Below are 26315 nucleotides of genomic sequence, written 5' to 3'. Positions count from 1 at the left end.
TATCCTGCTCACCAGCGCCGCGAGAACCGTAGCGTGAATACCCGCCACAGCAGGGTCATTCACCACGAACCGCGAAGAGCCCCGTAACGCCGCTGCTCCGTTGTGCTGGATCGGTGCTCTTATGTGCACTGGAGACGTGGCGCGATGTTCATCCGGGGTTTCCGGCGCAGGTCCCGCGGAGACGTCCCGCTCACACCCCGAAGATGCCCGAGCTCCGGATGGCGATGGGGCGGCCGTGGCGTCGGCACCACTGCGCGTAGTGGTCCAGGACGAGCGCGGCGTCGGGGTGGGGATGGAACTCCCGGTCCGGCCCCCGACGGGGGTTCAGCTTGAGACGCCCGATCCCCACCCAGCGCCCCGTGGACAGCGCGACCAGGAACGTCGCAGTCCGGGTGGGGTAACGGGGGTGGATCATCTCGGTCACCTCGGCCCAGGGGATCACGAGGGTCCCGGCGAACGGCTGGCGCGCCACGATCCCGTGCTCGTGGATCGAGAGGGAGGACTGCAGGGTGCGATGGGCGAAGAAGCAGAGCCCGCCGATACCTGGCAGGCCGACGATCGCCACCACCCCGCCGACGACCGCTGAGGACGGCTCGCCATGGACGACGGCGAGCACCATGAGGATCCCGACGGCGGCGAGCACTCCCAGCCCCAGCAGCACGAGCATCGCGAGAAGAACGCTCAGCCCCCGGCCCGCAGAGGTGCGGCGCAGGGCCCCGAGGTCCATCAGCTCGGCCCCCAGCGGGTGCGGTCCGGGCCCGACCCCGGCGCCTGCCATATCGTTCTGCATCGATCGCACGCTATCTCAGTCGCCGTCGCTCCCCCAGCCGCGGCACCTGGCGACCCTGGCGGCGAGCGATGGGGAACGACGGCGCTCGAGCTCGCCGGTGCGCCGCACCCGCTGGCTCCGCGATGTCCGGCAAGGTGGAGGGACGACCGGTTGTCGGGCCGACGGAGAGGAACCACCATGAGATGTGCACTGGTCACGGGAGCATCCCGCGGGATCGGCCGGGCCACGGCGATAGCGCTGAGCGAACGCGGTGAGAAGGTGGCCGTGCACTTCGGTGCGGACCAGGCCGCCGCGCAGGAGACCGTGAGCCTGCTGCACGGCGAGGGACATGTGCTCGTGGGCGGCGATCTCGCGGATCCGGCGACGGCTCAGCGCGTGGTCGCCGAGGCGGAGGCCGGGCTCGGCCAGATCGACGTGCTGGTGAACAACGCCGGGATCGCGCCCGGGCCGGGCACCGACCACCGGGTGGACGAGACCGACTTCGCCGCGTGGCAGCAGCGCTTCACGCGGATGATCGACGTGGATCTCACGGCGCCCGCGAACCTCACCTACCTGGTGGCGCGGTCGCTGATCGCCCGCGAGGCGCCCGGGGTGATCGTGAACGTCGGCTCACGCGGGGCGTTCCGCGGTGAGCCCGACGCCCCCGCGTACGGGGCGGCGAAGGCTGGGCTGCACGCCTTCGGCCAGTCGATGGCGCTCGCCCTGGCCCCGCACGGCATCGCGGTGGCGTCGGTCGCGCCGGGATTCATCGGCACCGAGCGCCAGCAGCCCAAGCTCGAGGGCCCGGCCGGCGACGGACTGCGTGCGCAGAGCCCCTTCGGGCGGGTGGGGACGGCCGAGGAGGTCGCCGCCGCGATCCTCTACCTCACCTCCCCCGAGGCGCAGTGGGCCTCCGGCGCGGTGCTGGATCTGAACGGGGCCTCGCACCTGCGGACGTGAGGGGCTGCGGTGGGTGACGAGGCCGGACCGTGGCCAGGGCTGAGCCGGGGCACTGCACGTCATCGCCATGAATTGCGCTCTCGCCGTCAGCTTTCTACCCTGATCGACATGAGTGCAGAAAATCCTCTGAGTGCCGCCGCGCCCGCAGGCTCCGACCCGTCCGACGGACACCCCGAGGAGAAGGAAGGCTGGCTCCCCGGCTGGGTCATCCTGCTCGTGATCGCCGCGCTGGTGGTGGGCGCCGTGCTGATCGCCCCGCGCATCGACGTGCGCGGAGGCTCCGGAGAGCCGATCCCCACGGGCCTGAAGGCCGAGCTGGGCGCACCGTCGATCCCGGATCCCGCGGAGGAGGGCGTCGAGGGCGCCACGACCGAGGAGGAGATGGTCGCCGGCGTGCTGCGCTACGCGATGGAGAGCCGTGTGCTCGAGCAGGCGAAGATGAAGCTGCCCACCAGCTCGGAGTGCACGACCTCCGACAGCACCACCTACGAGTGCACGGTGACAGTCGAGGATCAGTCGGCACGCTCGACGATCCAGGTCGATGATGTCTCGAACCTGACCGTCACCTCCGGCGAGCAGACGGTGATCGACAGGGACACCATCCACTACACCGTGCTGGAACAGGAGATCGTGGTCACCGACCGCGCCATCCACCTCGAGGCCCAGCAGACGGTCGCTGAGTCCCAGGAGGGCGACTCACCGTACGACGCGCCACGCTGCGACGAGGACCTGCCCGCGCTCCAGGTGGTCGCCGAGGGCGAGGAGGCCGAGGGCAACTGCTACGCGAAGCCCAACGGCTGGCGTGCCTGGCCGAACTGGTCCGCGACGCTCACCATCTCCACGGACTCGACAGGCCCCAGCCTCTGGAAGGACTGACCGGGGCTGGGAGGAAGGATTGGGGCCGGAAGGACTGCATGGCCGTCGGGCACCTCGGCCCCGCCTGCCCGGCGTCCCACCCTTCCGCGCGACCCGGCTCCAGCACGCGAACTCGCCGCGGTGAGCTCGATGGTGGCTGGCGAGCAGCCGGCAAACAGGCGTCCCCGCGCTGAGGGGCGAGCTCTCGCAGTGCACAATCCCTGCAAACGTTGCGGCGGGACGGGAAATCGCGGCAACTCCCGGCCACCCCGGACAGCGCTATCCACAGTCTCGTATGCTCCCGGCACACCTGGCAGTTCCTGAGGTCGACGACGCTCGAAGGACATCCCCATGCACACTGCACCGCTCCCCCGCACCACTCTCCACGACGCCTCGGCGCACGGCTCGCCAGATGGCTCGGCGTTCAGGCGCTCCCGCTGCCCGTCGGCCCACGCGATGATCCCCACCTCGCCGCTGCTGCGCAGCACCGGGTCGGGCTGCGTGCGCCGGAGCGCCGGCGGGCCCCGACGTCGCACCGTGCTCGCGGGCGGGCTCGCCTCCTCGATGCTCCTCGCCGCCTGTGGGCCGTCCTCGCGCAGCGCCGAGACCTCGAACGAGGTGAGCTTCATGTTCTGGGGCCCGGCCTTCTATCAGGAGTTCACCGGCGAGATGGTCGATGCCTTCGCGGCGGACAAGCCCGAGGTGGACGTCTCGCTGCAGCCCTCGGAGTGGGACGGCTACTGGGACAAGCTCGCCACGCAGGTCGCCGGCGGCACCCCGCCGGACGTCATCAACATGGACGGCAAGTACATCGCGGAGTACTCCGGGCGGGGCGTGCTCGCCGATCTGGAGTCCCTCGAGGGCCTGGACCTCTCGGGCCTGGACTCCGCCGATCTGGATGCCGGCCGCGTGGACGGCGTGCTGACCGGGCTCTCCACCGGGTCCAACGCCTGGGTGGTCGTGGCCAACCCGGCACTGTTCGAGAAGGCAGGCGTGGAGCTGCCCGATGACACCACGTGGACGTGGGAGGACTTCGCGGAGATCGCGACGGCGATCAGCGACTCCGGGGTCGCGACCGGGATGACCGGCGGGGCCAGCTACGCGGACCTCACGATCTTCCTGCGTCAGAAGGGCGAGGATCTGTGGGCGGCTGACGGGATGGGCTGCACGCCCGAGTCCCTCGCGCAGTGGTTCCAGCTCTACCTCGACCTGCAGGAGTCCGGGGCGACCCTTCCGGCGGACGCCGCCGTGGAGGACAGCGCCACGGCGCTCGAGCAGCAGGCGTTCTCCACGGGCCGCTCAGCGATGAGCTGGACCTGGACGAACCAGCTGCAGTCGCTGCGCGACGCCGTCGGCTCCGACGACGACGTGGTCATGCTGCGCCCGCCCTCGCTCTCCGGCTCGGCCTCCGAGAACGGCCTGTTCAAGAAGGCCTCGATGTACTGGTCGATCGCCGCGACCTCCCAGAACACCGAGCAGTCCGCGCAGCTCGTGAGCGTCCTCGTCAATGACGCGACGGCGCAGGCGATCCAGCTGCTGAACCGCGGGGTCCCCTCCGACCCGGCCGCGATCGAGGCGATGGGCGACGCCCTCACCGCCACCGACCACGATGTCGTGGACTTCCTGGAGGCGATCACGCCCGAGCTGGCCGATGCCCCCGCCGTGCAGCCCATGGGCACCGCCGATTCGCAGAACACCTTCACCAGGCTGCTGACCGACGTGCGCTTCGGGACCACGACGCCGCAGGAGGCCGCCGAGGCGACCATCGCCGAGGTGAACGGGATGGTCACCAGCTGAACAGGGCTGCTGTCACCGCCGGACCGCATCCACGAATACCCTGGCCATATGTCAGGAGATGTCTTTCAGCTCGCGGGGTGGCAGCTCGCCGCTCTGCTAGGTGCTGCCCTCCTGCTGGGAGCTCTTGTCGGCGGCGGAGCGATCGCCCTCGGGAAGCGTCGATCGTCGACGTCTGCAGACGGTCACGGCGCGACCGGAAGCGGCCCTCTCGAGAAGCTGTCCGCCCGGGTCCTCTCCCACGAGATCCGCACTCCGCTCACGCTGGTGAAGGGCGCGGCCGATCTGCTCGCCGAGGAGACTCCTGGGCCGCTGAACGCCACGCAGCGCTACTTCGTCGACACGATCGTGGGCAACACATCGCTCGTGGTGAGCATGGCGGAGGACTTCCTGCTCGAAGCCAGGCTCGAGACGGGTGAGCCGACGCTGGACCGCACCGCGGTCGACATCCGGTCGCTGGTCCGGGAGACGGTCCTCGAGCTGCGGCGGATCCGCAGCACGCCTCTGCATCTGGACAGCCGGGGTGGACCCCTCGTGCTCGACGTCGACCGTGCCATGATCCGCCAGGTGCTGTGGAACCTGATCAACAATGCGGTTCGCCACGCGGGCAGCGATGCCGAGGTCACCGTCCGTGTGGAGGCGACCGCCGAAGGCACCACGGTCGCGGTGTCCGATGAGGGTGCGGGGATGAGCCCCGAACAACGTGCTGAGCTGTTCGCACCCCAGGTCAGCGGCCACCCTCAGGGCACCGGCCTCGGGATGGGCGTGATCCGGCAGATCGTCGACGCGCACGGCGGACGCGTCGTCGTCGACTCCCTCGTACGCCGCGGCACCCGCATCCTCGTGGTGCTGCCGTGGCCCTCCCAGGAGGACGCCCATGTCTGACTCCATGAGCTCCAGCAGCCCCACGGCCCCGGAGGCGCCCCTGGTCCTCATCGTCGACGACGAGGAGCAGATGACAGCGATCATCTCCTTCGCGCTCGAGACCCAGGGGCTTCGGACCAGCACCGCCTCCGACGCGACCGCGGCACGCGCCCTGCTCGACACCGAGCCGGTCGAGCTCGTCGTGCTCGACGTGATGCTCCCCGGGGAGAGCGGCATCGAGCTGTGCCGGTCGCTGCGGGAGACCTCCGACGTGCCGGTCATCCTGCTCACCGCGCTCGGGGAGGTCGACGACCGCGTCGCCGGGCTCACCGCAGGTGCCGACGACTACCTCACGAAGCCGTTCAGCCCCCGCGAGCTCGCCCTGCGGGTGCAGGCGATCCTGCGACGCTCCTCGGGGTCGACGTCCGTCGCGGACTCTGCAGGCCAGGCGCTCCGCTGCGGGCCGCTGCGGGTCGACCTCGAGTGGGGCAGCGCGAGCTGGGACGGCGCCGAGCTCGACCTGCCGGAGACCGAGCTGCGACTGCTCGGCCGCCTCGTCCAGGACGCGGGCCGTGCGGTGCCTCTGCGGACTCTGCTCCACGAGGTCTGGGGCACGAGCCGCGCCGAGGGCGGGCGCGACATGGTGAAGTCCATGATCTACCGGCTGCGCCAGCAGCTGCGCGTCCAAGGCGCGCCCGCGGACCTCATCGAGGCGGTCCGGGGCCAGGGCTACCGAGTGCGCGTGCTTCCCTCGACCCGTCCGCACTGATCTCGTCACCGATCGTCACCGAGCGCCACCCCACGGTTACCGACGCCTGGGCAGGCTGAAGGGGATGGACGCACGTGCTGCAACGGAGCACCGGTCCCGGGGAGCACCCGGGGCTCGCCCTGCGTCCGGTCCCTCCCCGATGACGAAGGAGAACGATGTCTGCCCCGACGAAGCGCCGCGGGTTCCTCTCTGCCCCGCCCCCGAAGCCGCGCCTGGACGACGCGGAGGTGCAGCGGGTCTATCCCCGCCGCCGCCTGAACGTGTTCCTCGGGATCTTCCTCGGCTATGCCGGGTTCTATCTGATCCGGAACAACGTCTCCCTGGTGGCCCCGCTCCTCATGGACGACAAGGGGCTGAGCACCCTCGGCATCGGCCTGATCGCCAATGCCGTGCTGTTCGCGTACGGCCTCTCGAAGTTCTTCATGGCCACGGTCTCCGACCGTTCCAACGCCCGGTACTTCCTGCCCATCGGCCTCGCCCTCTCGGCGCTGACGAACCTCTTCGTCGCCTTCGTGCCGTGGGTCTCCGGGTCCATCGCGGTGTTCGCGACCGTCATGTTCATCAACGGCTGGTTCCAGGGCATGGGATGGCCGGCCTCGGGCCGCGTGCTCGTGCACTGGTTCTCGACCAACGAGCGCGGCTGGAAGACCTCCATCTGGAACACCGCGCACAACGTGGGCGCAGCCGGGCTCGGCGTCGCCGCGGCGGCCGCACTGGCCTGGACGGCCGACGACTGGCGGGCCGCTTTCTGGTTCCCCGCGGTGATCGCCCTGATCGTCGCCGTGGTGGCGTTCTTCCTGATCCGCGACACCCCCGTCTCCGAGGGCCTGCCGCCCATCGAAGAGCACCGCGATGATCCGGCGAAGGTCGAGATCGACGACGCCGATGAGCATCTGTCCATGTGGCAGTTCGTCCGCAAGCACGTCCTGACCAACCGCGTGATCGTGCTGCTGGCCGTCGCCAACGTGTTCGTCTACGCCCTGCGCTACGGGGTGCTGAACTGGATCACCGTCTACCTCGCGGATACGCGCGGGGCCGAGATCTCCGACGGCATCACGGGCTTCGTGGTGTTCGAGCTGGCCGGGATCGTCGGCACCCTGCTGTGCGGCTGGGTCTCCGACAAGATCTTCCGCGGCTACCGGTCCGGCACCGGCATGCTGTTCATGGCCCTGACGGCCATCGCCCTGGTGGCCTACTGGCAGGTTCCGGCCGCTGCTCCGCTGTGGATCTCGATCGCGCTGGTGGCGGTCATCGGCGGCCTCATCTACGGCCCGGTGATGCTCATCGGCCTGCAGGCCATCGATCTCTCTCCGCGCCAGGTCGCCGGGACCGCCGCAGGCTTCACCGGTCTGTTCGGCTACCTGCTGGGCGCGACGCTCGCCTCCTCCGGCGTGGGCCTGATGGTGCACGCGTTCGGGTGGGATGTCTCCTTCGCCGTGCTGACCGCATGCGCGCTGCTCGTCGTCGGCATCATGTGGGTGATCGGCAAGGACGAGAAGGCGCTGATGCGTGCCCGCGAGGAGAAGCGACTCGCAGCGGAGTCGGCGGAGGCTCAGGCCTCCACGTCCGACCACTGATCCCTGGCCTACCCTCGAAGGATCATGACTCCTCCTCGTCGGTCGCCGCGCGCTGTGGGTGCGCTGGTGGTGCTCGCACTGCTGGCCCTCACGGGCTGCACGGCGACCGGCGACAGGCAGATGGATGATCGCGACCTCGCCGTCCTCTGCTCCAACGACGCCGAGGTCTGCCGCGCCTGGGCGGGCGCGTTCACCGAACGCACCGGGTACGGGGTGACCACGGTGCGCCTGCCCACGTCGGAAGCCCTCGAGCGGATCCGGCACGGCGAGGATCTGCCGGAGTTCGACGTCTGGCACGGCGGCGGCTCCGAGATGTACGTCGAGGCCGCCGACGAGGGACTGCTCGCCCCGTACCGCTCCGCGCAGGCCGCGGGGATTCCCGAGGACTTCCGCGACCCCGAGGACCGCTGGAGCGGCGTGTACTCCTCGATGCTGGCCTTCTGCGTGGCTCCGCAGGCGATCTCCGACCTCGGCACCGACATCCCCCGCACCTGGGACGATCTGCTCGATCCGGCTCTGGACGGCCAGATCAGCACCGCATCCCCTCGCACCTCCGGCACCGCCTACACGGCGATGTCGCTGCAGATCGACCGCCTCGGCGAGGACGCCGGCCGCGAGTATCTCGCCGGCCTGTACGGGCAGGTCCTCCAGTTCACCCGCTCCGGTACAGCGCCGGCGCAGGTGGTCGCGCGGGGGGAGACTGCCGTCGCCATCACCTTCGCGCCGTACTGCGAGGCCGCCCGCGCCGCCGGCAGTCATGTCGAGGTGGTGCTGCCCGAGGACGCGACGAGCTACGAGATCGGAGCCGTCGCCATGCTGGCCGATGCCCCGCATCCCGGGACCGCCCGGGAGTACCTCGACTTCGCGCTCTCGGCCGACGGCCAGCGGGCCGGCGCCGCGAGCGGCATCGACCAGATCCCGACCCGCTCGGACCTTCCCGGCAACCTCGCCGACGTCCTCGCGGACGGTCGCTATCCGGTGATCGGCGCCTCGCTCGCCGAGCGCTCCTCACGCCGGGATGCCCTCCTCGCCTGGTACACCGAGGAAGTCGAACGGTGAGCAGGATCTGGCCCCGCACCGCTGCAGCGGCCTCCCTCGTCGTCGCCGGCGCGGGCGCAGCGGTCGTCGTCGGCTGGCCGGTGCTGCGCATGGTGTCGCAGGCGATCGCGGCGGTCGCGACCACGGGCGTCGTCCCTGGTCTCGGGCGCACCCTGGCGGTGTCCTTGGCCCTTGCCGTCGTCGTCACCGTGATCGGTACCGCGGTGGGCCTCGCGCTGGCGCTGACCGCTCGCACGCTCTCCCGAGGATGGAGGCGTGTGCTCGACGCGACCATCGGCGGGCTCCTGCTCGTCCCTCCCTATGTGGTCGCAGCAGCGGTCGTCGCCGTCGGCGGGCGCGGTGGTCTGCTCACCGGGATCCTGCCCGACGTCTACGGAGCGCTGGGGATGACCCTCGCCATGGTCGTGGCGCATCTGCCGATCCCGTATCTGACGATCAGGATGGCCTGGCGCGAGGTGGATCCACGCCTCGTGGAGATGTCCCGGGTCACCGGCGCACGCGCCGCGGAGGTGATCCGACTGGTGCTGCTGCCGCCGCTGCGCGTCCCCCTCGCGGTCTCGACCGCGCTGCTGGTCGTCTCCGCCCTGTCGGATCCCTCGATCCCGGCCGTGCTGCGCGGTCGGATGCCGACCCTCGCCCACACCGCCTACATCGAGGTGATCGCCTGGGGCGGGGAGAGCACCGCCGCGCTCATCGCCGTCCTGCTGACCCTGCCGGTGCTCCCCCTCCTCCTGGCGATGTGGCGCCGACGGGAGGCCGGAGCGCTCGTGGATCCCTGGCAGGGTCACGGTGCGAGCCCGCGGCTGGTGCTGCCCCGCTCGATCCTCGTGCACGGCTGCCGGGTCCTGAGCGTCCTGGTCCTGGCCGTCGTGCTGCTCCTGATGCTGGCCTCCGCCGCCACGATGATCCGGGCTCGGGGATCGCTGCTCACGCCGACGATGATGGACGTGATCGGGTCGACCGTGCGCTACGCGCTGGTGGCACTGGGCCTCGCGGTCCCGGTGGGCCTGATGACAGCGTGGGCCTCCGACCAGGGCGGCACGCGTCTCGCCCGTGGCGTGGACCTCCTGCAGACCTCCTTGCTGCTGATGCCGGGCACTACCCTCGGCATCGCGATCTTCCTGGCCTACGGGTTCGAGACCCCTACTCCGTTCGGGCAGCTGCCCGCCCTGGTCGGCGGGGCATCGCTCGCCTCCGGATCGGTGGCGCTCGTGGCCGTGTTCATGGCACCCGCGGTGCCGATGGTGCATCTCGCCGCGCGTGCCGGGCAGCGCCGAGCCCCCCGCGCCCTGCACGAGACCGCCAAGGTGCTCGGGGCGGGCCGACGGCGCATCACCCTGCAGCTCGTGGTGCCGCAGACCGGGGCCCTTGTCGCGGCGACCGCGGCGGCGGTGGCCGCCCGCAACATCGTCTCGGTCACCCCGGTCGTGTTCGTCTCCACCCCGGATGCACCGATGGTGGCCTCGTTCGCCCTCGACCTGCTCGATCGGGCAGCGCTCGAGCAGACCTTCGCCCTGACCGGGATCGTCGCCCTCCTCGTGGGCGGAGCGAGCGCACTGGTCGCCTCGGCGAGCGTCGCGGCCCTCGGCGCACGAGCGAGGTCATCATGACGACGCCGGAAGGATTGACGCCGGCAGGAACGACGCCAGCGGGGCTGACGTCGGCAGGACTGCAGCTGAGCGGCGTCGCCGGGGTCGATCTCCACGTGAGCCCCGGGGAGATGATCGCCGTGATCGGTCCGTCGGGCTCGGGGAAGACCACGTTGCTGCGACGCGTCGCCGGACTCGAGCGACTTCCCACGGGCACCGTTCGCATCAGCGGCCGCGACATGGCGCGGATCCCGGTGGAGCGGCGCCCCGCGACGATGATGTTCGAGACCCCTGTGCTGTTCCCCCAGCTCACGGTCTCCGAGAACGTCGCCTTCGCGGTGGAGCGCCGCGAGGGAGACCTCACCGCCGCCGACGTGCTCGACGTCGCGCTGACCTCCTTGGACCTCCGCACCCTCGCCGACCGGCTCCCCCATGAGCTCTCCGCCGGCCAGCGTCAGCGCGTCGCCCTGGCCCGCGCCCTCGTGCGTCGGCCCGAGGTGATGCTGTTCGACGAACCGCTCGCGCACGTGGACCCTGCCGCTCGCGGAGGTCTGCTGCGGGAGATCTCGCGGATCCACCGGCGGATGGGGAGCGCCTCCCTGTTCGTCACCCACGACTGGCCCGATGCGCTCGCCGTGGCCGACAGGATCGCCGTCATGCGTGACGGGATCCTCGTGCAGGTGGACACCCCGCGGGAGGTCTACTCCCATCCGGCGAGCGCCTGGGTCGCTACCCGTGTGGGCGTCCCCAACTATCTGTCGACGCAGGTCGAGAGGCTGGTGGACGACGGCGGCGGGCATCGGGCGCAGGTGAGCATCCTGGGCTCGTCATGGGAGGTCCCGGCATCCTCCGAGCTGCGAAGGGAGGGGGATGAGTGCATCGTGCTCGGGCATCCGCACGCCTTCACGATGACGCGGATCGAGGAGCGCCGAGGCGTCGATCCCCGTCTGGGGCGAGTGCTCTCGACGACCTTCGGCGGCGACCACGTCGACCACGACGTCGAGACCGATGCGGGAACGCTCGTGGTCCGCCGGCCGCTGGGGCCGACGGACGAACCGTGGCCGCCGGGGACCCTGGTCGAGGTCGGTCTCGTGCCCGAGGCGGTGTGGGCCGTCGCGGAATGAACGGACGAGCCGCTCCCTGAACGGCCCGGGCCGTCCGCAGGGCGTCCGTGCTCGGCGCCGCGACCGGTCCCCGACAATGGACGGATGATCGACTGGAACCTCATCTGGCAGGACTACCTCGGCATCAGCTGGAGCGGCGCGCTGGGCGTGATCGCCTCCGCCGTGGTGCTGTACGTGTTCTTCTCCCTGCTCGTGCAGGTCTCCGGCCAGCGGCTGATGGCGAACCCCACCGTGGGCAGCTTCGTGGTGCTCGCCGTGATCGGCGGCGTCACCGCCCGGGCCATGCTGGGCGAATCCCCCACCCTGCTCGGTGCGCTGCTCGTGCTGAACACGCTGATGCTCCTGGAGTGGCTGATGGGCACGCTGCGACGCACCGGTCGCGCTCGCGCGATGGGCTCTTTCCGTCGGCCCACCGTGGTGATGATCGGCGGGCGCACCGTGGCGGGCGCTCTGCGTCGGCGTCGACTGTCGGAGTCGGACCTGCTGAACCGGCTGCGGATCTCCGGCGTGCTGGACCTTCAGCAGGTCGAACTGGTGATCCTCGAGAACCGCGGCACTCTCACGATCGTGCGCCAGGGCTCCACGATCGATGCGTCGCTGGTGGCGGGCGTCGAGGGGTGTGAGGCGATCCCGGAGCGCCTGCTCGCGGGGTGAGCGCGGAACCGGACCGGGGCTGCGCCGTCGGCCGCCCGTCCAGAATCGGGGCACTCCATTGCGGGAGCCGCCGGTCGCCACCATGCTGTCGGGACGACGAACGGGTCGACGAGGCCCCCTGTTCTCCGAAAGGCACCCATGACCCCGCAGTCCCCCGCCCGCATCGATCTCACCCAGACGACCGGACCGCGCCCCATCGATCCGAAGATCTACGGCCACTTCCTGGAATCCGCGTTCTTCGGCAACATCGAGGGCGGGGTGTTCGACGAGGGCTCGGAGCTCTCGGTGAGCGGCGACGGCCCGCTGGAGGGATGCCGGCAGGACGTCATCGACGCCTGCCGTGACCTGGGCCTGCCGGTGGTGCGCTGGCCGGGCGGGAACTTCACGTCCGCCTACTGGTGGCAGGACGGCACCGGCCCGCGCGATGAACGACCCCGCCGCCTCGAGCTCGCCTGGGGCTCGGAGGAGACCAACCGCTTCGGCACCCCGGAGTTCCTCGCCTGGTGCGAGGCCACCGGCGCAACCCCCTATCTCGCGCATGGCTGCCGCAGCGTCGAAGACGCGGTGCGCTGGGTCGAGTACACGAACTACGCCGGGGACACCGAGATGACCCGACGGCGCGCGGCCGACGGCCTCGAGGGCCCTCGAGCGGTGCCGATCTGGGGCATCGGCAACGAGGTCTACGGGCCCTGGCAGATGGGCCACCGCAGCCCCGAGCGCTACGCAGAGGACGCCCTGGAGCATGCGCGGTTCATGCGCGCGGTGGACGCCTCGATCCGCTTCGTGTGCGTGGGGCTGGACGATGACCGGTGGACGGACGTGGTGGTGCGTGAGCTCGGCGAGATCACCGACTGGTTCTCGGTGCACGCCTACGGTGCGAGCTTCCACCTCGTGGATCCCTCGCGCGAGGAGTTCGACGCCGTGGTCTCGCAGGCGGTGTATTTCGAGAAGGTGCTGCAGGGGTTCTCCGAGAAGGTCGCCGCCGCCGCGGATCGTCACGGCATCTCCAGCCCCCTCGAGATCGCCTTCGACGAGTGGAACATGCGCCACTTCGAGCCGCGCAGCTGGGAGGACCCGCAGCCCGGGGCCGACGGCGGCATCGCCGAGCGCGACACCTCCGGCCCCTCCGACGAGCCCGGCGTCTCCGCGGAGAACGGCTGGCGGGTGAGCCGCTATTCGCCGCGCACCCTGGCCGACGCCCTGTTCTACTCCGGGGTGTTCCACGCGATCCACCGCACCGCGGGGAACCTCGTGCCGGTGACCATGGCGAACACCGTGAACCTCGTCAACGCCAACGGCCTGCTCGCCGTGCGCGAGGGTGGCCTGGTGCGCTCGGCGACCTTCCACGTGTGGGACCTGTACCTCAACCATTTCGGCACCGTGCCGCTCCCGGCCCGGATGGCCGGGCCCGCCGTGACCCAGCCGGTGCGGCGCGAGCAGGGCTGGGGCGGCGAGGCGCACTGCGTCTCGGTGCTGACCACCGTGGGAGTGCTCGACGTGAGCGCGTCGGCCTCGAAGGACGGCTCGCGCCGGTATGTCGCAGTCATCAACCGCTCCGCCGACGAGGACGTCGAGGCGGTGCTCGCCGTGGACAGCGAGCTGGTCGACGGCCCGGTCACGGTGCACACCCTGGGCGCCGACGCCGAGGACCTGTTCGCCGTGAACACGCTGAGCTCCCCCGATGTGCTGGGGATCCGCGAGAGCACGCGGGAGCTGACGGGCGGGGTCTTCGTGGCGCCGGCGCACTCGGTGAGCGTGGTGTCGTGGGAGGTGGTGGGCGGCTGAGCCGCCGCCTGCCCGACAGTCGCCTCGAGAGAGGAGGGCGCCCTCAGAGAGCAGGGCGCCCTCCTCGACGCGGGGAGCCCGCGGGGGTACGGCGACGAGGGACGCCCCGTCACCCCGCGGCGACACCTCCGTGGGCACCCTCGTCGAGACCGCTCATGCTGGGGTCGTAGTCGACCTCCCCGATGTCGTACATCGAGGTCATCCAGTGATAGAAGTTGTCGCCCCTATCGCGCAGGCGACGGTAGAGGTTGCTCATCAGGTCGGTGCGGAGCGCCCGCATCTCCGGCTGCTCGTAGCGGTTGTGGAGCTCGTCGGGATCGAGCTCGAGATCGTAGAGCTCGTTGACGGATTCCGGGTTCACGACCAGCTTGTAGCGGTCGGTGCGGAGCATCCGCTGGGGGTAGGGGAAGTGATGGCCGTGGTACTCGCACACGATCGCGTCGTCCCACGGGACGTCCTCCCCGCGCACCAGCGGCAGCAGAGAGCGCGAGTCCACGGCCGGTGCCGGGTCCAGCCCGCACCAGTCCAGCACGGTCGCGGTCGTGTCCAGCAGGCTCACGAACTCCTGGCGCACCTGGCCGGCCGGCGCCCCGGGGATCCGCACGATGCCCGCGGTGCGGTAGATGTCCTCGTACATCGCCGGGCCCTTGTCATGCAGGCGGTGGGATCCGGTGAACTCGCCGTGGTCGGAGCTGAACATGACGGCCGTCGACTCGAGCAGGCCCAGGGACTCTGCTTCGGCCAGCACCCGGCCGATCTGTTCGTCGATGAGGGTGACGTAGCCGCGGTAGACCGCGATGAGCTTGCGGCTGTCCGCCTCGGTCATCGTGTCGAAGGTCCAGTGCGCGGAGTAGTTGGCCTGCACCGGGGGCTTGTCCGTGAAGGTCTCCTGGATCGAGGCGGGCAGCTCGATCTCGTCGGGGTCGTACATGTCGAAATAGGCGTCGGGAACGATGTAGGGCAGGTGGGGCCCGAAGAAGTGCAGCGCGAGGTAGAAGGGCACCTGGTTCGCGTCGAGGTCCTCGGCGTAGCGCCGCAGCTGCTCGATGGCGCGTTCGGCGAGGTAGTGCTCGAAGGTCGCCTCGAGCGGCTGGTGCAGCCGGGCGGCCAGCAGGTTCCCGGGCCCGCCGTTGGGGAGGGTGCCGCGCATCTGCTCGGAGATCTCGTACCCGGGCAGGTCGTGCTCGGCGAGATAGGCGAGGTAGTCCGGATGGTCGACGGGGTTGTGCCAGCCCTGCAGCTCCGCGCCCTCGAAGCCGTAGTCGGCGCGCAGCTTCTCGGTGCCCGCGTGCCATTTCCCGAGTAGGCCGCAGTTGTAGCCGGCCTCCCGCAGAGCTCCCGAGAAGGTGAACTGCCCGTCGGGCAGGTCCTCCTGGTAGCCGACGTTGCGCTCATAGTTGGCGAGCAGCTTGTGCCGGAACGGTGCCGCGCCGGTCAGCACGCTGGCGCGGGCCGGTGTGCAGATCGCGGTCGGGGTGTACCAGCGGTCGAACCGGGTGCCGGAGGCGGCGAGCGCATCGAGGTGCTCGGTGCGCACGTCGGGGTTGCCGTAGCAGCCGAGGGTGTCGGTGCGGTGCTGGTCGGTGAGGATGAACAGGACGTTCCGGGGCTCGCTCATTCGCCCGCCTTCGTGAAGAGATCGAAGGTGTAGTAGTCGGCGGGGGCGACGGTCTCCCCCTCGATCTTCCCGTTGTCCTCGAAGTAGGTGTTCATGGCCTCGAGCCAGGTCTCGATGGTGCCGTCCTCGATCAGCCCGTCGAGATCCGCGGCCTTGTAGTACTCGCCGTTGGCGGCGTCCCCGGCGACAGCCTTCGCATCCGCCTGGGTCATCGTCGCGACCAGCTCGATCGTCGCGTCCAGGTCCTCCGCCCGGAAGTCCATGGCGGTGCGGAGCACGGAGAGGACCTTGATCGTGGTCTCCTCGTTCTTCTCCGGGTAGTCGGCCCCGGTGACCATCACGTTGGGGAACTGCATGATGTCAGCGAAGTCCGAGTTCTGGGTGAGCTCGACGAGGTCGGGGACCTGGGCCTTGATGGTGTCGATCAGCGGGTACCAGATCCCGGCGGCGTCGACCTGCCCGGAGGAGAAGGCCGAGACGACGGTCGCCGGATCCATCGCGACCTTCTCGATGTCCTCGATGCTCATCCCGGCGCCCTCCAGGGCGAGCTGCACGATCATGTCGCCGGAGGTGCCCTCGGGGATGGCGACCTTCTTCCCGGCGAGGTCCTCGATGGCGGCGATGCCCGGCTGGGCGATGACCCTGTCGGCCTGGCCCACGCCGTTGACGGTGACGACCTTCGCCTTGCCGGAGGCCGGCAGCCACATCGCGCCGGGGCCGATGTACCCGAAGTCGAGGTCCCCGGTGCCCAGGGCCTGGATCTGGAGCGGGCCGTTGGTGAAGGTCTGCGTCGTGACCTTCAGCCCGTTCTCCTCCCACAGGCCCTGGTCCTCGGCGATCGCGAGCAGGCTGGCGCCGTTGAAGTCGGGGATGTAGCCGTAGGTGACCTCGGTGAGGTCGCCCGAGCCGGAGCCGGAGCTCCCGCAGGCGGCGAGGGCGCTGAGCGCCGGGAGGGTGGCGAGGCCACCGAGGAGGGTGCGGCGGGTGACGTCCATGGGGATCGTGTCCTATCGGGGTGTGGGCGGGCGCAGTGAGCGCGGGGGCGGTGTCGTCGGCGTCGGTGCCGGCGGGGTCACTGGTGGTAGACGGAGGTCCAGATGTCGTTGCGGATCGCGGTGAACTCCGGGCTGAGGCGCACGTCCTCGGTGCGCGGATACGGGAGGTCGACGTCGATGATGCGGTGGATGCGGCCGGGCCTGGCCGCCATGACGACGACGCGGTTGGCGAGGAAGGCGGCCTCGTCGACGTCGTGGGTGATGAACACGATCGTGCGTCTGTCCTGCTCCCAGGTCTCCAGGAGGTGCTCCTGCATGCGCACCCGGGAGAGGGCGTCGAGCGCGCCGAAGGGTTCGTCCATCAGGAGGATCGAGGGGTTCATGGCGTAGGCGCGGGCGATCGCGCAGCGCTGCTTCATACCGCCGGAGAGGGTCTTGGGCAGCGAGTCCGCGAAGTCGGCGAGGCCCACCATCTCGATGAAGTGCTGGGCGGTCCGGCGTCGTTCGTCGGCCGGGACCCGCGCGGTCTTGAGCCCGAACTCGACGTTCTGGCGCACGGTCAGCCAGGGGAAGAGGGCGTACTGCTGGAAGATGATGCCTCGCTCCGGGCTGGGCCCGCGCACCTCCTTCCCATCGACGACGGCGGAGCCGCTGGTGGGTTCGTCGAGGCCGCCGAGGATGTTCATGAGCGTGGACTTGCCGCAGCCGGACGGGCCCACGACGGTCACGAACTCGTTCTCCGCGACGTCGAGGCTCACCCCGCCGAGGGCTTCGAAACGTTTGCCGCCCACCTCGTAATGCTTGGTGATGTCGCGGACCTGGATCTTCCGGTCCGTGGCGGTCAGGGTCTGTTCTGCCGGGTTCATCGGCGCTCCTGCCAGACGGTCAGCTTCGATTCGATCGCGAGCAGCACCCGGTCCATCACGAGGCCGAAGAGCCCGATGACGAGGATGCCGACGAAGATCGTGGGGAGGTCGTAGTAGATCTGGGCCTGCTGCATGCGATAGCCGAGACCCTGCTGCGCCGCGATCAGCTCGGCGGCGACCACGGTGGCCCAGGCGGAGCCGAGGCCCACGCGCATGCCCACGAGGATGAACGGGGTGGAGGCGGGCACGACGACGCGGGCGAAGATCGTGCCGTCCTTCGCGCCCAGCACCCGGGCGGCGTTGATCAGCGTGCGGTCCACCTGCACGACCCCCTGGAACGTGGAGATCACGCAGGAGAGGAAGGCGGCGAGGAAGATGACGAAGATCTTCGGCTGCTCACCGATGCCCATCAGCACGATGGCCAGCGGGATGATCGCCAGCGGCGGGACGGTGCGGAAGAACTGCACCCACGGTTCGAGCAGGCCGCGCGCCCAGCCGTACCAGCCCATGAGGAAGCCGACGGGGATGGCCAGGGCCGTGCCCAGCAGGAACCCGGTGAGGACACGGGTCAGGGAGGCGACGATGTCGGTGAGCAGGATGCCGGAGGCGGCCAGGTCGATCCCGGCCAGGAGCACCTCCACCGGGCTGGGGATCTGCAGCCCGGTCAGCGAGATCAGCCACCACAGGCCGAGGCCCAGGAAGATCGTGGCGATGTTGAGCACGAGCAGCGAGGGCGCTCGCCGCTTCGTGCTGGTGACTGCAGCGGTGGGGCCGCCCTCGGGTGGGGCGGTGCCGGCGGTGCTCACCACCGCGGCCTGCGGGTCAGCGGACATGTCGACCTCCAGAGGTCAGGTAGGGGCTGCGGCTGGTTCGCGACGCCGCGAAGTAGTCCGGCAGCTGGTCGGTGGAGCGCAGGGCGGCGATCGCTCCGCGGGCCCCCTGCTGAGTGGTGGCGCTCGCGATCCTCAGCTCGAGGTCCGCTCCGGTCAGGCAGTTCTGGGCGACCGTCTCGCGCAGCACGGGAAGCACGGGCTCGAGGAGCACGGCGACCTCGCCGGCCAGCACGATCTCGTCAGGATCGGTGACGAGGGCGGCGAGGCCGAGCGCCCGGCCGACGGTGCGGGCGAGGTCGGTGACGAGGGCGAGGGCGCGCGGGTCCTCTGCGCCGAGCGCGACCTCGAGATCCGCGAGGGTGACGGGGTCGGGGGCGCTTTCGACGCCGGCGTCGGCCGCGACGATGTCCTGCCAGCGCTGCCGGACCGCGCCCTGGGAGGCGACGGTCTCGAGGCAGCCGCGCCGGCGGCAGCGGCACTCCGCGGCCTCCGGGCCGGTCTCCACGATCATGTGGCCGATCTCGCCGGCCAGCAGATGGGCACCGCGCAGCGCCGAGCCCGAGCCGAGCACGGCCCCGCCCACACCGGTGGACAGCCGCAGGTACACGATGTGGCGGTCGGACTCCCCGCTGCTGGTGGCCTCGTGCAGCGCGGCGAAGCGGATGTGGTGATCCACGAGCACCGGGCAGTCGAAGGAGTCGGCGAACAGCTCGCGGATCCGGGCCCGCACCATGTGGAACGGCTCCATCGGGCGCTCCCGATGAGCGAAACCGTCCCAGCTGGCCGAGTTGGGCCCCGGCAGCCCGATCCCGATCCCGGCCAGGACACCGAGGTGCACGTCCCCTGTGGTGAGATCTCCGATGAGTCGCTGCGCCGTGGCGACGCGACGCTCCCAGCCGGCCCCGGGCTCATAGTCCACCGTTCCGGTTGCCACGACCTCCGCGGCAGAATTCGCCAGGCAGATCGTCGCACCGGTGTGGAAGAAATCGATCCCGATGTAGCGCACGGCGCCGGGGTGGATGCCGAGCACTTCTGCCGGACGTCCCCGCCCCGCGGCGGCCCGGGACTCGGTCACGGTGATCACGCCGGACTCCAGGAGGTCCCCCAGCAGGCCGGAGACGGTGGTGCGGGTGAGCCGCAGCCGGTGGGAGATCTCCCCACGAGTGAGCTGGTGGCCGCGATGCAGCAGCGCCAGCACCGCGTCACGATGCTGGTCCCTGGCGCTCCATTGCTGGTCCATGGGAGGCGACGCTAGCGACAGTTACTTTTTCCGTAAACAGTTCGACATAAATCGATCTGAGCGCGCGCGGGTCACGAGGTGGTGCGAGGACGCCCGTGCCGTCGACGCATGGGGCCCGCCGATGGGTGCTTCGCCGATGCCTGATCCGGCGAGCGCCGACGAGCGCATCGACCTTGACGCCCGCCGCAGTGCCGGAATAGTCTGATTTTCCCGCTGGAAATTCGTCGAAGGAGACGTGATGGCAGCGCAGAGAACCGGCCTCAAACGCCAATTGTCCCTTTTCAGCCTCATCGCGATCGCGGCCGGGTCGGTGCTGGGCGGATGGCTCGCCGAGGCGCCGTACTGGTTCGAGCTGACCGGCGCCGGCGCCGCGTTCATCTTCCCGATCCTCGCCGTCATCCTCATCCCGATCGGCCTGGCCTTCTCCGAGCTGGCCTCGATGCTGCCGTTCACGTCCTCGCTGGACGTCTGGGCCAGCAGCGCCATGAACTCGACGACCGGCTGGGCCACGCAATGGCTGTTCTTCCTGGTCCAGGTGGTGGAGCCGCCGCTGGTGGCGTTCATCTTCGTCACCGCCGCGGACTTCTTCGTCGACGTGCCCGAAGCGGCGAAGCCGCTCATCGCGATCGCCATCATGGTGATCTGGTTCTTCTTCTCCAACGTGAAGATCGAGCTGACAGGGCTGCTCGCCATCGCCCTGTTCATCCTGATGGTGGGCATCACGCTCGGCGATTCGATCTATTACTTCGCCAGCGGTCACTGGGATTTCGCGAACATCTCCCAAGAGGGCGGATTCTTCCCCCACGGCATCTTCGGTGCCGTCGCGGCGGCCTCCGCCCTGGTGCTGAAATTCATCGGTTTCGGAATGACGCCCACGATGATCCAGGAGACGACGTTCCCGGCGAAGAAGATGGTCACCGTCATCCTGGCGGCGCTGTTCATCCCCGCGGTCGTCTACTTCCTCGCCACGTTCGCGATCAGCGGCCTGGCCCCGCACCACGTGATCGCTCAGCTGAGCACCCCGGAGCCGGAGCTCGTGAAGAGTCTCGGCATGCCCGCCGTCGTCGGCCTGCTCGCGATCTTCTCGGGCCTGCTGTACGCGTTCACGACGCTGATGGGGTTCTGGACCTCCTCGGCGCGCGTGCTCTACGGCGCCTCGCAGCTGCGGCAGCTGCCGCCGTGGTTCCTGCGCACCAACAAGCATGGCCAGCCGTACATCGCGAACATCGTGGTGCTCGCCTTCGGGATCTTCTTCGCGGCGTTCACCAGCACGAACTGGGTGCAGTACACCTATTCGCTCTCGGTGGTCGCCGCGGGGGCCGTGTACTTCCTGGGCTGCCTGTCGGCCTACCTGCTGCGCACCAAGCGCCCCGAGTGGGACCGGCCGTACCGCTCCCCCGCCGGGAAGCCCGTGTTCGTGATCGGCATGGTGGTCTCCGCCGCGATCACGATCGTGGGCGTCACCCTGCTGCCGGCCAACGCCTGGCCGCCGATCATCGCGTTCCTCCTCATCGGGGCCCTGGTGCCGCTGGGCATGCGCTACTACCGCTCGCACGTCGACCCCACGTACACCCCGATCGTCCTCTCCCCCGAGGACGTCGACATCACGAAGGAGTGAGGATGCCCGAGCCGACCCCGCTGGACGTGGTCCGCAGCCGTTTCCCGCGCACGCCGGACGCCGACGCCCCCGCCCTGCGCGCCCACGCGGGGCACCTCGCCCGCCTGCGGGACCGTCTGCCCGAGGACGGTCTGCGGGGCACGGAGCCCGCCACCACCTTCGACCCCCGAGGAACGGATCCCCATGCCTGAGCGCCCCACGCTCTCCCTCACCGAGGCCCGCGCGGCCCTGGACCGGCAGGAGACCACGTCCCGGGACCTGACCGACGAATGCCTGGCCAGGATCCACGAGCTGGACGAGGATCTGCGAGCCTTCATCACGGTCGACGCCGACGGGGCCCGGCAGCGCGCGGATCGGGCCGACGAGCAGCTCCGCCGCGGAGAGCGCCAAGGCCCTCTGCACGGCCTCCCCCTCGCGGTCAAGGACAACCTCGCCGTCGCCGGGCAGATCACCACCATGGGCTCCGCCATCTTCCGGGACCATGTCCCGACGCAGAGCGCGGACGTCGTGGAGCGCCTGACGGAGCAGGGCGCGGTGAACGTGGGCAAGACCGCCCTCCATGAGTTCGCGCTCGGTGTGACGACGGAGAACCCGCACTACGGGATCTGCCGCAACCCGGTGGACCGGGAACGGACGCCGGGCGGCTCCAGCGGAGGCTCCGCCGTCGCGGTCACCACCGGCATGGCCCTGGGCGCGATCGGCTCGGACACCTCGGGGTCGATCCGGATCCCTGCCGCCGCCTGCGGGATCGTGGGACTGAAGCCGACGTACGGAAGGGTGAGCACGCACGGCTGCTATCCCGAGTCATGGAGCCTGGACCACGTGGGCGTGCTGGCGCAGACCGTGCAGGACGCCGCCGTGATGCTCGATGCGATCTCCGGTCATGATCCGCGCGTGCCCGGCTCGCTGGATCTCCCGCCGACGACCACCGCGCGGGACCTGCCCGACGAGCAGGACCCCCAGCAGGCCCTGCCGCTGCGGATCGGGATCGAGGAGTCGTTCTTCTTCCACGACGTGGACCCCGAGATCGAGACCGAGGTGCGCTCGACGCTGGATGCCCTGGTCGCCGACGGGGCGCAGCTCGTGCCGCTCACGCTCCCGTCGCTCGGCGCATCGATCTTCGCGCTGACCGTGATCGACACGGCCGAGACCACCGCCGTCCACGACGAGCAGTTCCGTCGTCGACCGCAGGACTACGGGGAGGACGTCCGGCTGCTGCTGGAGTGCGGGGCGATCCCGTCGGCCGTCGACTATGTGCAGTCCCAGCAGATCCGCGCGCAGGTGCGGCGGGAGTTCCAGGAGGCCTTCGCGGGCGTCGACGTGATCGTGGCGCCCACGCTCCCGATCCAGACCCCGCGGATCGGCGAGGCGACCGTGCACCTCAACGGACGCGAGGCGGACCGCGACCAGGAGCTGATGCGTCTGGTGGGTCCGGCGAACCTCGTGGGCCTGCCCTCGATCTCGGTGCCGTGCGGTCAGGCGCACGGGATGCCCGTGGGACTGCAGGTCATCGGGCCGGCACTCGGTGAGCTGGCGGTGCTGCGGGCAGCGGCCAGGGTTGAGGGGCTCGTCGGCGAGAGGCTGCCGGCTCAGCGTCGGCCGCTGCCGCACATCACCGCCGACGATGTGTGAGCCGATATCGACGACCACCTCGACCCCACCCTGCAGACCCTTCCCACGAGAGGACACGCTCATGGCGACCACGATCGTGCATGCGACGCTGACCGTCGACGGATTCCTCGCAGATCAGGACGGCGGGGTGGACTGGATGTTCGGCCGACCCTCCGCCCCCGAGGACGACGCCGTCGTCGAGAAGGTCCTGGAGCGCATCGGCGCCGTGGTCGGCGGAGCGAACCGCACGCAGACCATCGAGGACGGCGAGATCCCGTACGGCGGCATGCTCAAGGTGCCGGTCTACCTGATGACCCACACCGCTCACGAGCCGATCGAGCGCGACGGCGTCACCTACACCTTCGTGGTCGACGACATCGCGCAGGCGGTCGAGGAGGCGAAGCGGGCAGCGGGCGACGGATGGGTCAGTCTGCTCGGGGGCAGCATCTCGCGGCAATGCCTCCAGCTCGGGCTGGTCGACGAGCTCCATCTCGACGTCGCCCCGGTGCTGCTCGGGCAGGGCATCTCCCTGTTCGCCGGGCTGGGCCGGCACATAGAGCTGGAACGCCTCGAGACATCTGCCTACGCGAGCGAGACCCACCACCGCTATCGTGTGCTCCGCTCGTCGACATGACGGCCACACCGCACCTGGAGCGACCATGACCGACCACCACCGCCCGAACGTCGTGATCCTCTATGCCGATGACCTGGGCTGGGGCGACCTCGGCTGCTTCGGCGCCGCCGACATCCCCACCCCGCACCTCGACGCCCTGTGCGCGGGCGGGGTGAAGCTCTCCCAGTGGTCCGCGAACTCCCCGGTGTGCTCGCCCTCGCGAGCCTCCCTGCTCACCGGGAAATACCCCGCCCACGCCGGGGTCGAGTCGATCCTGGGCGGCCGCCGCGACACCGTGGGACTCCCCCACCAGAGCACCCTCGCCTCCCACCTGCGCGAGCGCGGCTACGCCACCGGCCTGTTCGGCAAATGGCACCTGGGCGTGGACCCCGCCTACGCCCCCTCGCGCTACGGCTTCGACGAGGTGTTCGGGCTGCGCGCCGGCTGCGTGGACTACTACTCGCACATCTTCTACTGGGGCCGCGACAACCCGGTGCACGACCTGTGGGACGGGGACGACGAGGTCTGGCTGAACGGCGAGTACCTGACCACCGTGATCGGCCGGCGGGCCGCGGACTTCATCACCCGCCACGCCTCGCGCGCCGGACAGGACACGTTCCTCTGCTACGTCCCGTTCAACGCCCCGCATTACCCGCTGCATGCTCCCAAAGAGCACATGGATCGCGTGGCGCATCTGCCACCGGGGCGCCAGGAGCTGGCCGCCGTGATCGCGGCGATGGACGACGCGATCGGCGAGATCCTCACCGCGCTGGACGAGTCCGGGGCCCGAGAGAACACCCTGGTGGTGTTCTCCTCGGACAACGGCCCCTCCCGCGAGAGCCGCAACTGGCTGGGCGGCGAGGAGATCTCCTACACCGGCGGCTGCGCCGGGGGCCTGCGCGGGTCGAAGGGCTCCGTGTTCGAGGGCGGCGTGCGCGTGCCGAGCATCGCCTCGTGGCCGGGCCATCTCCCGGCGGGGACGGAGTTCGACGAGCCGGGTCTGATGATGGACCTGCTGCCCACGATCCTCCACGCCGCCGACGGGGCCGAGGCAGACCTGCCGGAGATCGACGGCGTCTCCCTGCTCGAGGCATGGCAGGGCACGGCGTCTGCACCCGAGCGCTCGCTGATGTGGACCTACCAGGGGCAATGGGCGGTGCGGCGCGGCCGCTACAAGCTGGTGGTCGGCGCCCGCGAGGGCATGGATCCGCCGGCGTCGGTGGAGCGTGCGGTGTTCGATCTGGAGGCTGACCCGGCCGAGAGCCGGGACGTCTCGGCGGAGGTGCCGGAGGTCGCGGCCGAGTTGGAGCAGGAGCTCCAGCGCTGGCAGGAGCGCCACGCGGCGTGGACCTGATCGCGCCCCGGATAACTCGGTGACATCCCGTGCAGTCTCCGCGAGGATGGCCGGCATGGATGAGGTGGAGGTCGTCGTCGCCCACAGCGAGCGCGCGACGCTGCGCGTGGGCGAGATGTTCCTGAAGGTCGACGGCGACCCGGCGCACGCCGACGTGGAGATCCGGGCGATGGGCATGGTGCCGGTGCCGACCCCGGAGATCCTCTGGCACGAGGCTCCCGTGCTGGCGATCGCGGCCCTCCCCGGGCAGGCGCTCGGCGTGCTCGGCGAGCCGTCGCCCGCGACGCCGGCGGCGTGGACGGCGGCGGGCGGGGTCATCCGCACTCTGCACGACGCCCCGTTGCCGCCGTGGCCCGGACAACGGCTCGAGGACATGGCGGCGGAGCTCGACCGGGAGTGCGCCTGGCTGCTCGAGCACGCTGTCCTGCCCGCCGAGGTGATCCATCGCAACCGGGAGATCGCGGAGGCGGCGCTGCGGCCGTGGACGCCGTCGTTCATCCACGGCGACCTGCAGCTCACCCACGTGTTCGTCGACGGCGAGGAGGTCACCGGGATCATCGACTGGTCCGAGGCCGCCCCCGGTGACGCCATGTACGACCTCGCCATCCTGACCCTCGGGCACGAGGAATGCCTGGATGACCTGCTCGCCGGCTACGGCTCGGGCGCGGACCGGGACGTGATCCGCGCCTGGTGGTCGCTGCGCAGCCTGGTGGTGGCGCGCTGGCTGAGCGAGCACGGATTCGACCCCGACGCTCCGGGGTGCGAGTTCGACGTGCTCAGGGCCCGGATGGAGGACGGCTAAGGCTGGTGGCGGGACGCATCCGCCTCACACGTCGCCGGCGATGACCCGCCGCAGCCAGCTCGCCCGGGCGCGGTGCGCGTCGCGGGAGACCTCGGCGTCCTCGAGCACGCAGTCCGAGGAGTGGAAGGCCCCGGAGTACAGGTGCAACTCGACCGCGGTGCCGGCGGCGCTGAGCCGTGCGGTGTAGTCGAGGATGCTGTCGCGGAACAGCTCCGCGCCCCCGGTGTCCAGGAAGGTGGGCGGCACTCCGCGGAGATCCGGGGTCTCGCCGGGTGGCAGGGTCTGCGCACCGTCGAGCACGTGGGACCAGGCCGTGCGGTGGGAGATCGCGCTCCAGGCCGGGGAGTCGGCGAACTGCCGGGTCGAGGGGCGCTCGGCCCGGTCCAGCATGGGGCACACCAGCAGCTGACCGTCGAGGTGGATCCCGCGGTCGCGGGCGGCGATCACGGTCGCCGCGGCGAGGCCTCCCCCGCCGCTCTGGCAGGCGAGCACGAGGGGTACATCCGTGCCTGCCGAGGCGATGACCTCGAGGACCACGTCGATCATCGCGTCGAGGCTCTGCTCCGGCGCCAGCGGGTACTCGAGGGTCCACACCTCGAGGTCCAGGGCCTCGGCGTGACGGGCGATGACGTCGGCCCCGTCGAAGCGGCACCCGGCGATGAGCCCGCCGCCGTGGAGGAAAAGCACCCTGGCGGCCGGGGCGCGGCCGGTGCTGAACACGGTCACGGGGCACGCCGGGACGTCGGTCCGTTCGTCGGCCGAGAGACCGAGGCGAGTGGCGATCTCGGCCGCGGTGGTGGTTCGGGCGGCGCCGACGCGGCGGTACTCCAGGATGTCCTCGAGCGTGCGCAGATCCGTGGGCATGATGCGGCCGAGCTCGTCGAGCCCCGCACGCAGGGTGGAGGCGACGCCGGGGTGCACGGCCGGCGAGGGGTCTGGGTGAGGGGTCACGAGCGGGCTCCGTGT

At 70.5% G+C, this 26315-nt stretch carries 24 protein-coding genes; 17 read left to right on the top strand and 7 right to left on the bottom strand.

The window, feature by feature from the left end:
• Nucleotides 1-190: 190 nt before the first annotated feature.
• On the bottom strand, nt 191-790 hold the full coding sequence (locus ABD093_RS05710) for a hypothetical protein (RefSeq protein WP_193116476.1): 600 nt from the start codon (nt 788-790) through the stop codon (nt 191-193).
• A gap of 177 nt (nt 791-967) precedes the next feature.
• On the opposite strand from ABD093_RS05710, the gene ABD093_RS05705 reads away from it, so the two are divergent.
• From ABD093_RS05705 to ABD093_RS05655, 11 genes are all read left to right on the top strand, one after another.
• Nucleotides 968-1729 (top strand): SDR family NAD(P)-dependent oxidoreductase, encoded by a 762-nt coding sequence (locus tag ABD093_RS05705; RefSeq protein ID WP_193116477.1) that lies wholly within the window; start codon nt 968-970, stop codon nt 1727-1729.
• Nucleotides 1730-1837: 108 nt separating this feature from the next.
• Nucleotides 1838-2605, top strand: a complete 768-nt coding sequence (locus ABD093_RS05700) for a hypothetical protein (RefSeq protein WP_193116478.1) — start codon at nt 1838-1840, stop codon at nt 2603-2605.
• Between the two features lie 330 nt (nt 2606-2935).
• Nucleotides 2936-4381 carry an ABC transporter substrate-binding protein gene (locus tag ABD093_RS05695; RefSeq protein ID WP_343923052.1) on the top strand — a complete coding sequence of 482 codons (1446 nt, stop codon included), beginning with the start codon at nt 2936-2938 and terminating at the stop codon, nt 4379-4381.
• A gap of 48 nt (nt 4382-4429) precedes the next feature.
• On the top strand, nt 4430-5263 hold the full coding sequence (locus ABD093_RS05690; RefSeq protein ID WP_343923050.1) for a sensor histidine kinase: 834 nt from the start codon (nt 4430-4432) through the stop codon (nt 5261-5263).
• The gene (locus tag ABD093_RS05685; RefSeq protein ID WP_343923048.1) at nt 5256-6011 is read left to right on the top strand and encodes a response regulator transcription factor; all 756 of its coding nucleotides are present in this window, start codon (nt 5256-5258) and stop codon (nt 6009-6011) included. Before ABD093_RS05690 ends, ABD093_RS05685 begins: the two co-directional genes overlap by 8 nt.
• Before the next feature lie 155 nt (nt 6012-6166).
• The gene (locus ABD093_RS05680) at nt 6167-7588 is read left to right on the top strand and encodes an MFS transporter (protein ID WP_343923046.1); all 1422 of its coding nucleotides are present in this window, start codon (nt 6167-6169) and stop codon (nt 7586-7588) included.
• Between the two features lie 24 nt (nt 7589-7612).
• Nucleotides 7613-8647, top strand: coding sequence for an ABC transporter substrate-binding protein (locus ABD093_RS05675; protein ID WP_343923044.1), 1035 nt, complete (start codon nt 7613-7615; stop codon nt 8645-8647).
• Nucleotides 8644-10257 carry an ABC transporter permease gene (locus ABD093_RS05670; RefSeq protein WP_343923042.1) on the top strand — a complete coding sequence of 538 codons (1614 nt, stop codon included), beginning with the start codon at nt 8644-8646 and terminating at the stop codon, nt 10255-10257. The genes ABD093_RS05675 and ABD093_RS05670 overlap by 4 nt, the downstream gene beginning before the upstream one ends.
• Nucleotides 10254-11360, top strand: a complete 1107-nt coding sequence (locus ABD093_RS05665; protein WP_343923040.1) for an ABC transporter ATP-binding protein — start codon at nt 10254-10256, stop codon at nt 11358-11360. Before ABD093_RS05670 ends, ABD093_RS05665 begins: the two co-directional genes overlap by 4 nt.
• Before the next feature lie 84 nt (nt 11361-11444).
• Nucleotides 11445-12014 (top strand): DUF421 domain-containing protein, encoded by a 570-nt coding sequence (locus ABD093_RS05660; protein ID WP_343923038.1) that lies wholly within the window; start codon nt 11445-11447, stop codon nt 12012-12014.
• A gap of 138 nt (nt 12015-12152) precedes the next feature.
• Nucleotides 12153-13799 (top strand): alpha-L-arabinofuranosidase C-terminal domain-containing protein, encoded by a 1647-nt coding sequence (locus ABD093_RS05655; protein ID WP_343923036.1) that lies wholly within the window; start codon nt 12153-12155, stop codon nt 13797-13799.
• Nucleotides 13800-13908: 109 nt separating this feature from the next.
• On the opposite strand, the gene ABD093_RS05650 is transcribed toward ABD093_RS05655, so the two are convergent.
• The 5 genes from ABD093_RS05650 to ABD093_RS05630 form a co-directional block, all read right to left on the bottom strand.
• Nucleotides 13909-15417: a sulfatase family protein gene (locus ABD093_RS05650; protein WP_193116487.1), complete on the bottom strand. Its 1509-nt coding sequence runs from the start codon at nt 15415-15417 to the stop codon at nt 13909-13911.
• Nucleotides 15414-16412, bottom strand: coding sequence for an aliphatic sulfonate ABC transporter substrate-binding protein (locus ABD093_RS05645; RefSeq protein ID WP_343923034.1), 999 nt, complete (start codon nt 16410-16412; stop codon nt 15414-15416). Before ABD093_RS05645 ends, ABD093_RS05650 begins: the two co-directional genes overlap by 4 nt.
• Nucleotides 16413-16489: 77 nt before the next feature.
• Nucleotides 16490-17278: an ABC transporter ATP-binding protein gene (locus ABD093_RS05640; RefSeq protein WP_193116489.1), complete on the bottom strand. Its 789-nt coding sequence runs from the start codon at nt 17276-17278 to the stop codon at nt 16490-16492.
• Nucleotides 17275-18111: an ABC transporter permease gene (locus ABD093_RS05635; protein ID WP_193116490.1), complete on the bottom strand. Its 837-nt coding sequence runs from the start codon at nt 18109-18111 to the stop codon at nt 17275-17277. Before ABD093_RS05635 ends, ABD093_RS05640 begins: the two co-directional genes overlap by 4 nt.
• Nucleotides 18101-19351: an ROK family transcriptional regulator gene (locus tag ABD093_RS05630; RefSeq protein WP_343923031.1), complete on the bottom strand. Its 1251-nt coding sequence runs from the start codon at nt 19349-19351 to the stop codon at nt 18101-18103. The genes ABD093_RS05635 and ABD093_RS05630 overlap by 11 nt, the downstream gene beginning before the upstream one ends.
• 238 nt (nt 19352-19589) lie before the next feature.
• Here ABD093_RS05630 and ABD093_RS05625 point away from each other — a divergent pair, with 238 nt between their 5' ends.
• From ABD093_RS05625 to ABD093_RS05600, 6 genes are all read left to right on the top strand, one after another.
• Nucleotides 19590-20969 (top strand): APC family permease, encoded by a 1380-nt coding sequence (locus tag ABD093_RS05625; protein ID WP_343923029.1) that lies wholly within the window; start codon nt 19590-19592, stop codon nt 20967-20969.
• Between the two features lie 2 nt (nt 20970-20971).
• Nucleotides 20972-21160 (top strand): hypothetical protein, encoded by a 189-nt coding sequence (locus tag ABD093_RS05620; RefSeq protein WP_343923027.1) that lies wholly within the window; start codon nt 20972-20974, stop codon nt 21158-21160.
• Entirely contained in the window at nt 21153-22601 is a 1449-nt protein-coding gene (locus tag ABD093_RS05615; RefSeq protein ID WP_343923025.1) for an amidase, read from the top strand. The genes ABD093_RS05620 and ABD093_RS05615 overlap by 8 nt, the downstream gene beginning before the upstream one ends.
• Nucleotides 22602-22662: 61 nt before the next feature.
• A complete protein-coding gene (locus tag ABD093_RS05610) occupies nt 22663-23214 on the top strand; it encodes a dihydrofolate reductase family protein (RefSeq protein WP_193116495.1) in 552 nt (183 codons plus the stop codon).
• A gap of 25 nt (nt 23215-23239) precedes the next feature.
• Nucleotides 23240-24547: a sulfatase-like hydrolase/transferase gene (locus ABD093_RS05605; protein ID WP_193116496.1), complete on the top strand. Its 1308-nt coding sequence runs from the start codon at nt 23240-23242 to the stop codon at nt 24545-24547.
• A gap of 55 nt (nt 24548-24602) precedes the next feature.
• Nucleotides 24603-25349 carry a phosphotransferase family protein gene (locus ABD093_RS05600; protein ID WP_343923022.1) on the top strand — a complete coding sequence of 249 codons (747 nt, stop codon included), beginning with the start codon at nt 24603-24605 and terminating at the stop codon, nt 25347-25349.
• A gap of 24 nt (nt 25350-25373) precedes the next feature.
• On the opposite strand, the gene ABD093_RS05595 is transcribed toward ABD093_RS05600, so the two are convergent.
• The gene (locus tag ABD093_RS05595) at nt 25374-26300 is read right to left on the bottom strand and encodes an alpha/beta hydrolase fold domain-containing protein (RefSeq protein ID WP_193116498.1); all 927 of its coding nucleotides are present in this window, start codon (nt 26298-26300) and stop codon (nt 25374-25376) included.
• Between the last annotated feature and the right edge of the window lie 15 nt (nt 26301-26315).

Source organism: Brachybacterium tyrofermentans (genome assembly GCF_039526165.1).
GTDB classification, from domain to species: Bacteria; Actinomycetota; Actinomycetes; order Actinomycetales; family Dermabacteraceae; genus Brachybacterium; species Brachybacterium tyrofermentans.
Note: the sequence above shows the minus strand (reverse complement) of the source record. Positions and strands in the feature narration are given on the sequence as shown.

Coding starts and splice junctions, on each gene's coding strand:
- ABD093_RS05650 (WP_193116487.1), bottom strand. CDS start 15,417: ATGAGCGAGCCCCGGAACGTCCTGTTCATCCTCACCGACCAGCACCGC.
- ABD093_RS05620 (WP_343923027.1), top strand. CDS start 20,972: ATGCCCGAGCCGACCCCGCTGGACGTGGTCCGCAGCCGTTTCCCGCGC.
- ABD093_RS05695 (WP_343923052.1), top strand. CDS start 2,936: ATGCACACTGCACCGCTCCCCCGCACCACTCTCCACGACGCCTCGGCG.
- ABD093_RS05660 (WP_343923038.1), top strand. CDS start 11,445: ATGATCGACTGGAACCTCATCTGGCAGGACTACCTCGGCATCAGCTGG.
- ABD093_RS05640 (WP_193116489.1), bottom strand. CDS start 17,278: ATGAACCCGGCAGAACAGACCCTGACCGCCACGGACCGGAAGATCCAG.
- ABD093_RS05605 (WP_193116496.1), top strand. CDS start 23,240: ATGACCGACCACCACCGCCCGAACGTCGTGATCCTCTATGCCGATGAC.
- ABD093_RS05625 (WP_343923029.1), top strand. CDS start 19,590: ATGGCAGCGCAGAGAACCGGCCTCAAACGCCAATTGTCCCTTTTCAGC.
- ABD093_RS05700 (WP_193116478.1), top strand. CDS start 1,838: ATGAGTGCAGAAAATCCTCTGAGTGCCGCCGCGCCCGCAGGCTCCGAC.
- ABD093_RS05710 (WP_193116476.1), bottom strand. CDS start 790: ATGCAGAACGATATGGCAGGCGCCGGGGTCGGGCCCGGACCGCACCCG.
- ABD093_RS05705 (WP_193116477.1), top strand. CDS start 968: ATGAGATGTGCACTGGTCACGGGAGCATCCCGCGGGATCGGCCGGGCC.
- ABD093_RS05610 (WP_193116495.1), top strand. CDS start 22,663: ATGGCGACCACGATCGTGCATGCGACGCTGACCGTCGACGGATTCCTC.
- ABD093_RS05615 (WP_343923025.1), top strand. CDS start 21,153: ATGCCTGAGCGCCCCACGCTCTCCCTCACCGAGGCCCGCGCGGCCCTG.
- ABD093_RS05680 (WP_343923046.1), top strand. CDS start 6,167: ATGTCTGCCCCGACGAAGCGCCGCGGGTTCCTCTCTGCCCCGCCCCCG.
- ABD093_RS05655 (WP_343923036.1), top strand. CDS start 12,153: ATGACCCCGCAGTCCCCCGCCCGCATCGATCTCACCCAGACGACCGGA.
- ABD093_RS05635 (WP_193116490.1), bottom strand. CDS start 18,111: ATGTCCGCTGACCCGCAGGCCGCGGTGGTGAGCACCGCCGGCACCGCC.
- ABD093_RS05645 (WP_343923034.1), bottom strand. CDS start 16,412: ATGGACGTCACCCGCCGCACCCTCCTCGGTGGCCTCGCCACCCTCCCG.
- ABD093_RS05630 (WP_343923031.1), bottom strand. CDS start 19,351: ATGGACCAGCAATGGAGCGCCAGGGACCAGCATCGTGACGCGGTGCTG.
- ABD093_RS05690 (WP_343923050.1), top strand. CDS start 4,430: ATGTCAGGAGATGTCTTTCAGCTCGCGGGGTGGCAGCTCGCCGCTCTG.
- ABD093_RS05685 (WP_343923048.1), top strand. CDS start 5,256: ATGTCTGACTCCATGAGCTCCAGCAGCCCCACGGCCCCGGAGGCGCCC.
- ABD093_RS05665 (WP_343923040.1), top strand. CDS start 10,254: ATGACGACGCCGGAAGGATTGACGCCGGCAGGAACGACGCCAGCGGGG.
- ABD093_RS05675 (WP_343923044.1), top strand. CDS start 7,613: ATGACTCCTCCTCGTCGGTCGCCGCGCGCTGTGGGTGCGCTGGTGGTG.
- ABD093_RS05600 (WP_343923022.1), top strand. CDS start 24,603: ATGGATGAGGTGGAGGTCGTCGTCGCCCACAGCGAGCGCGCGACGCTG.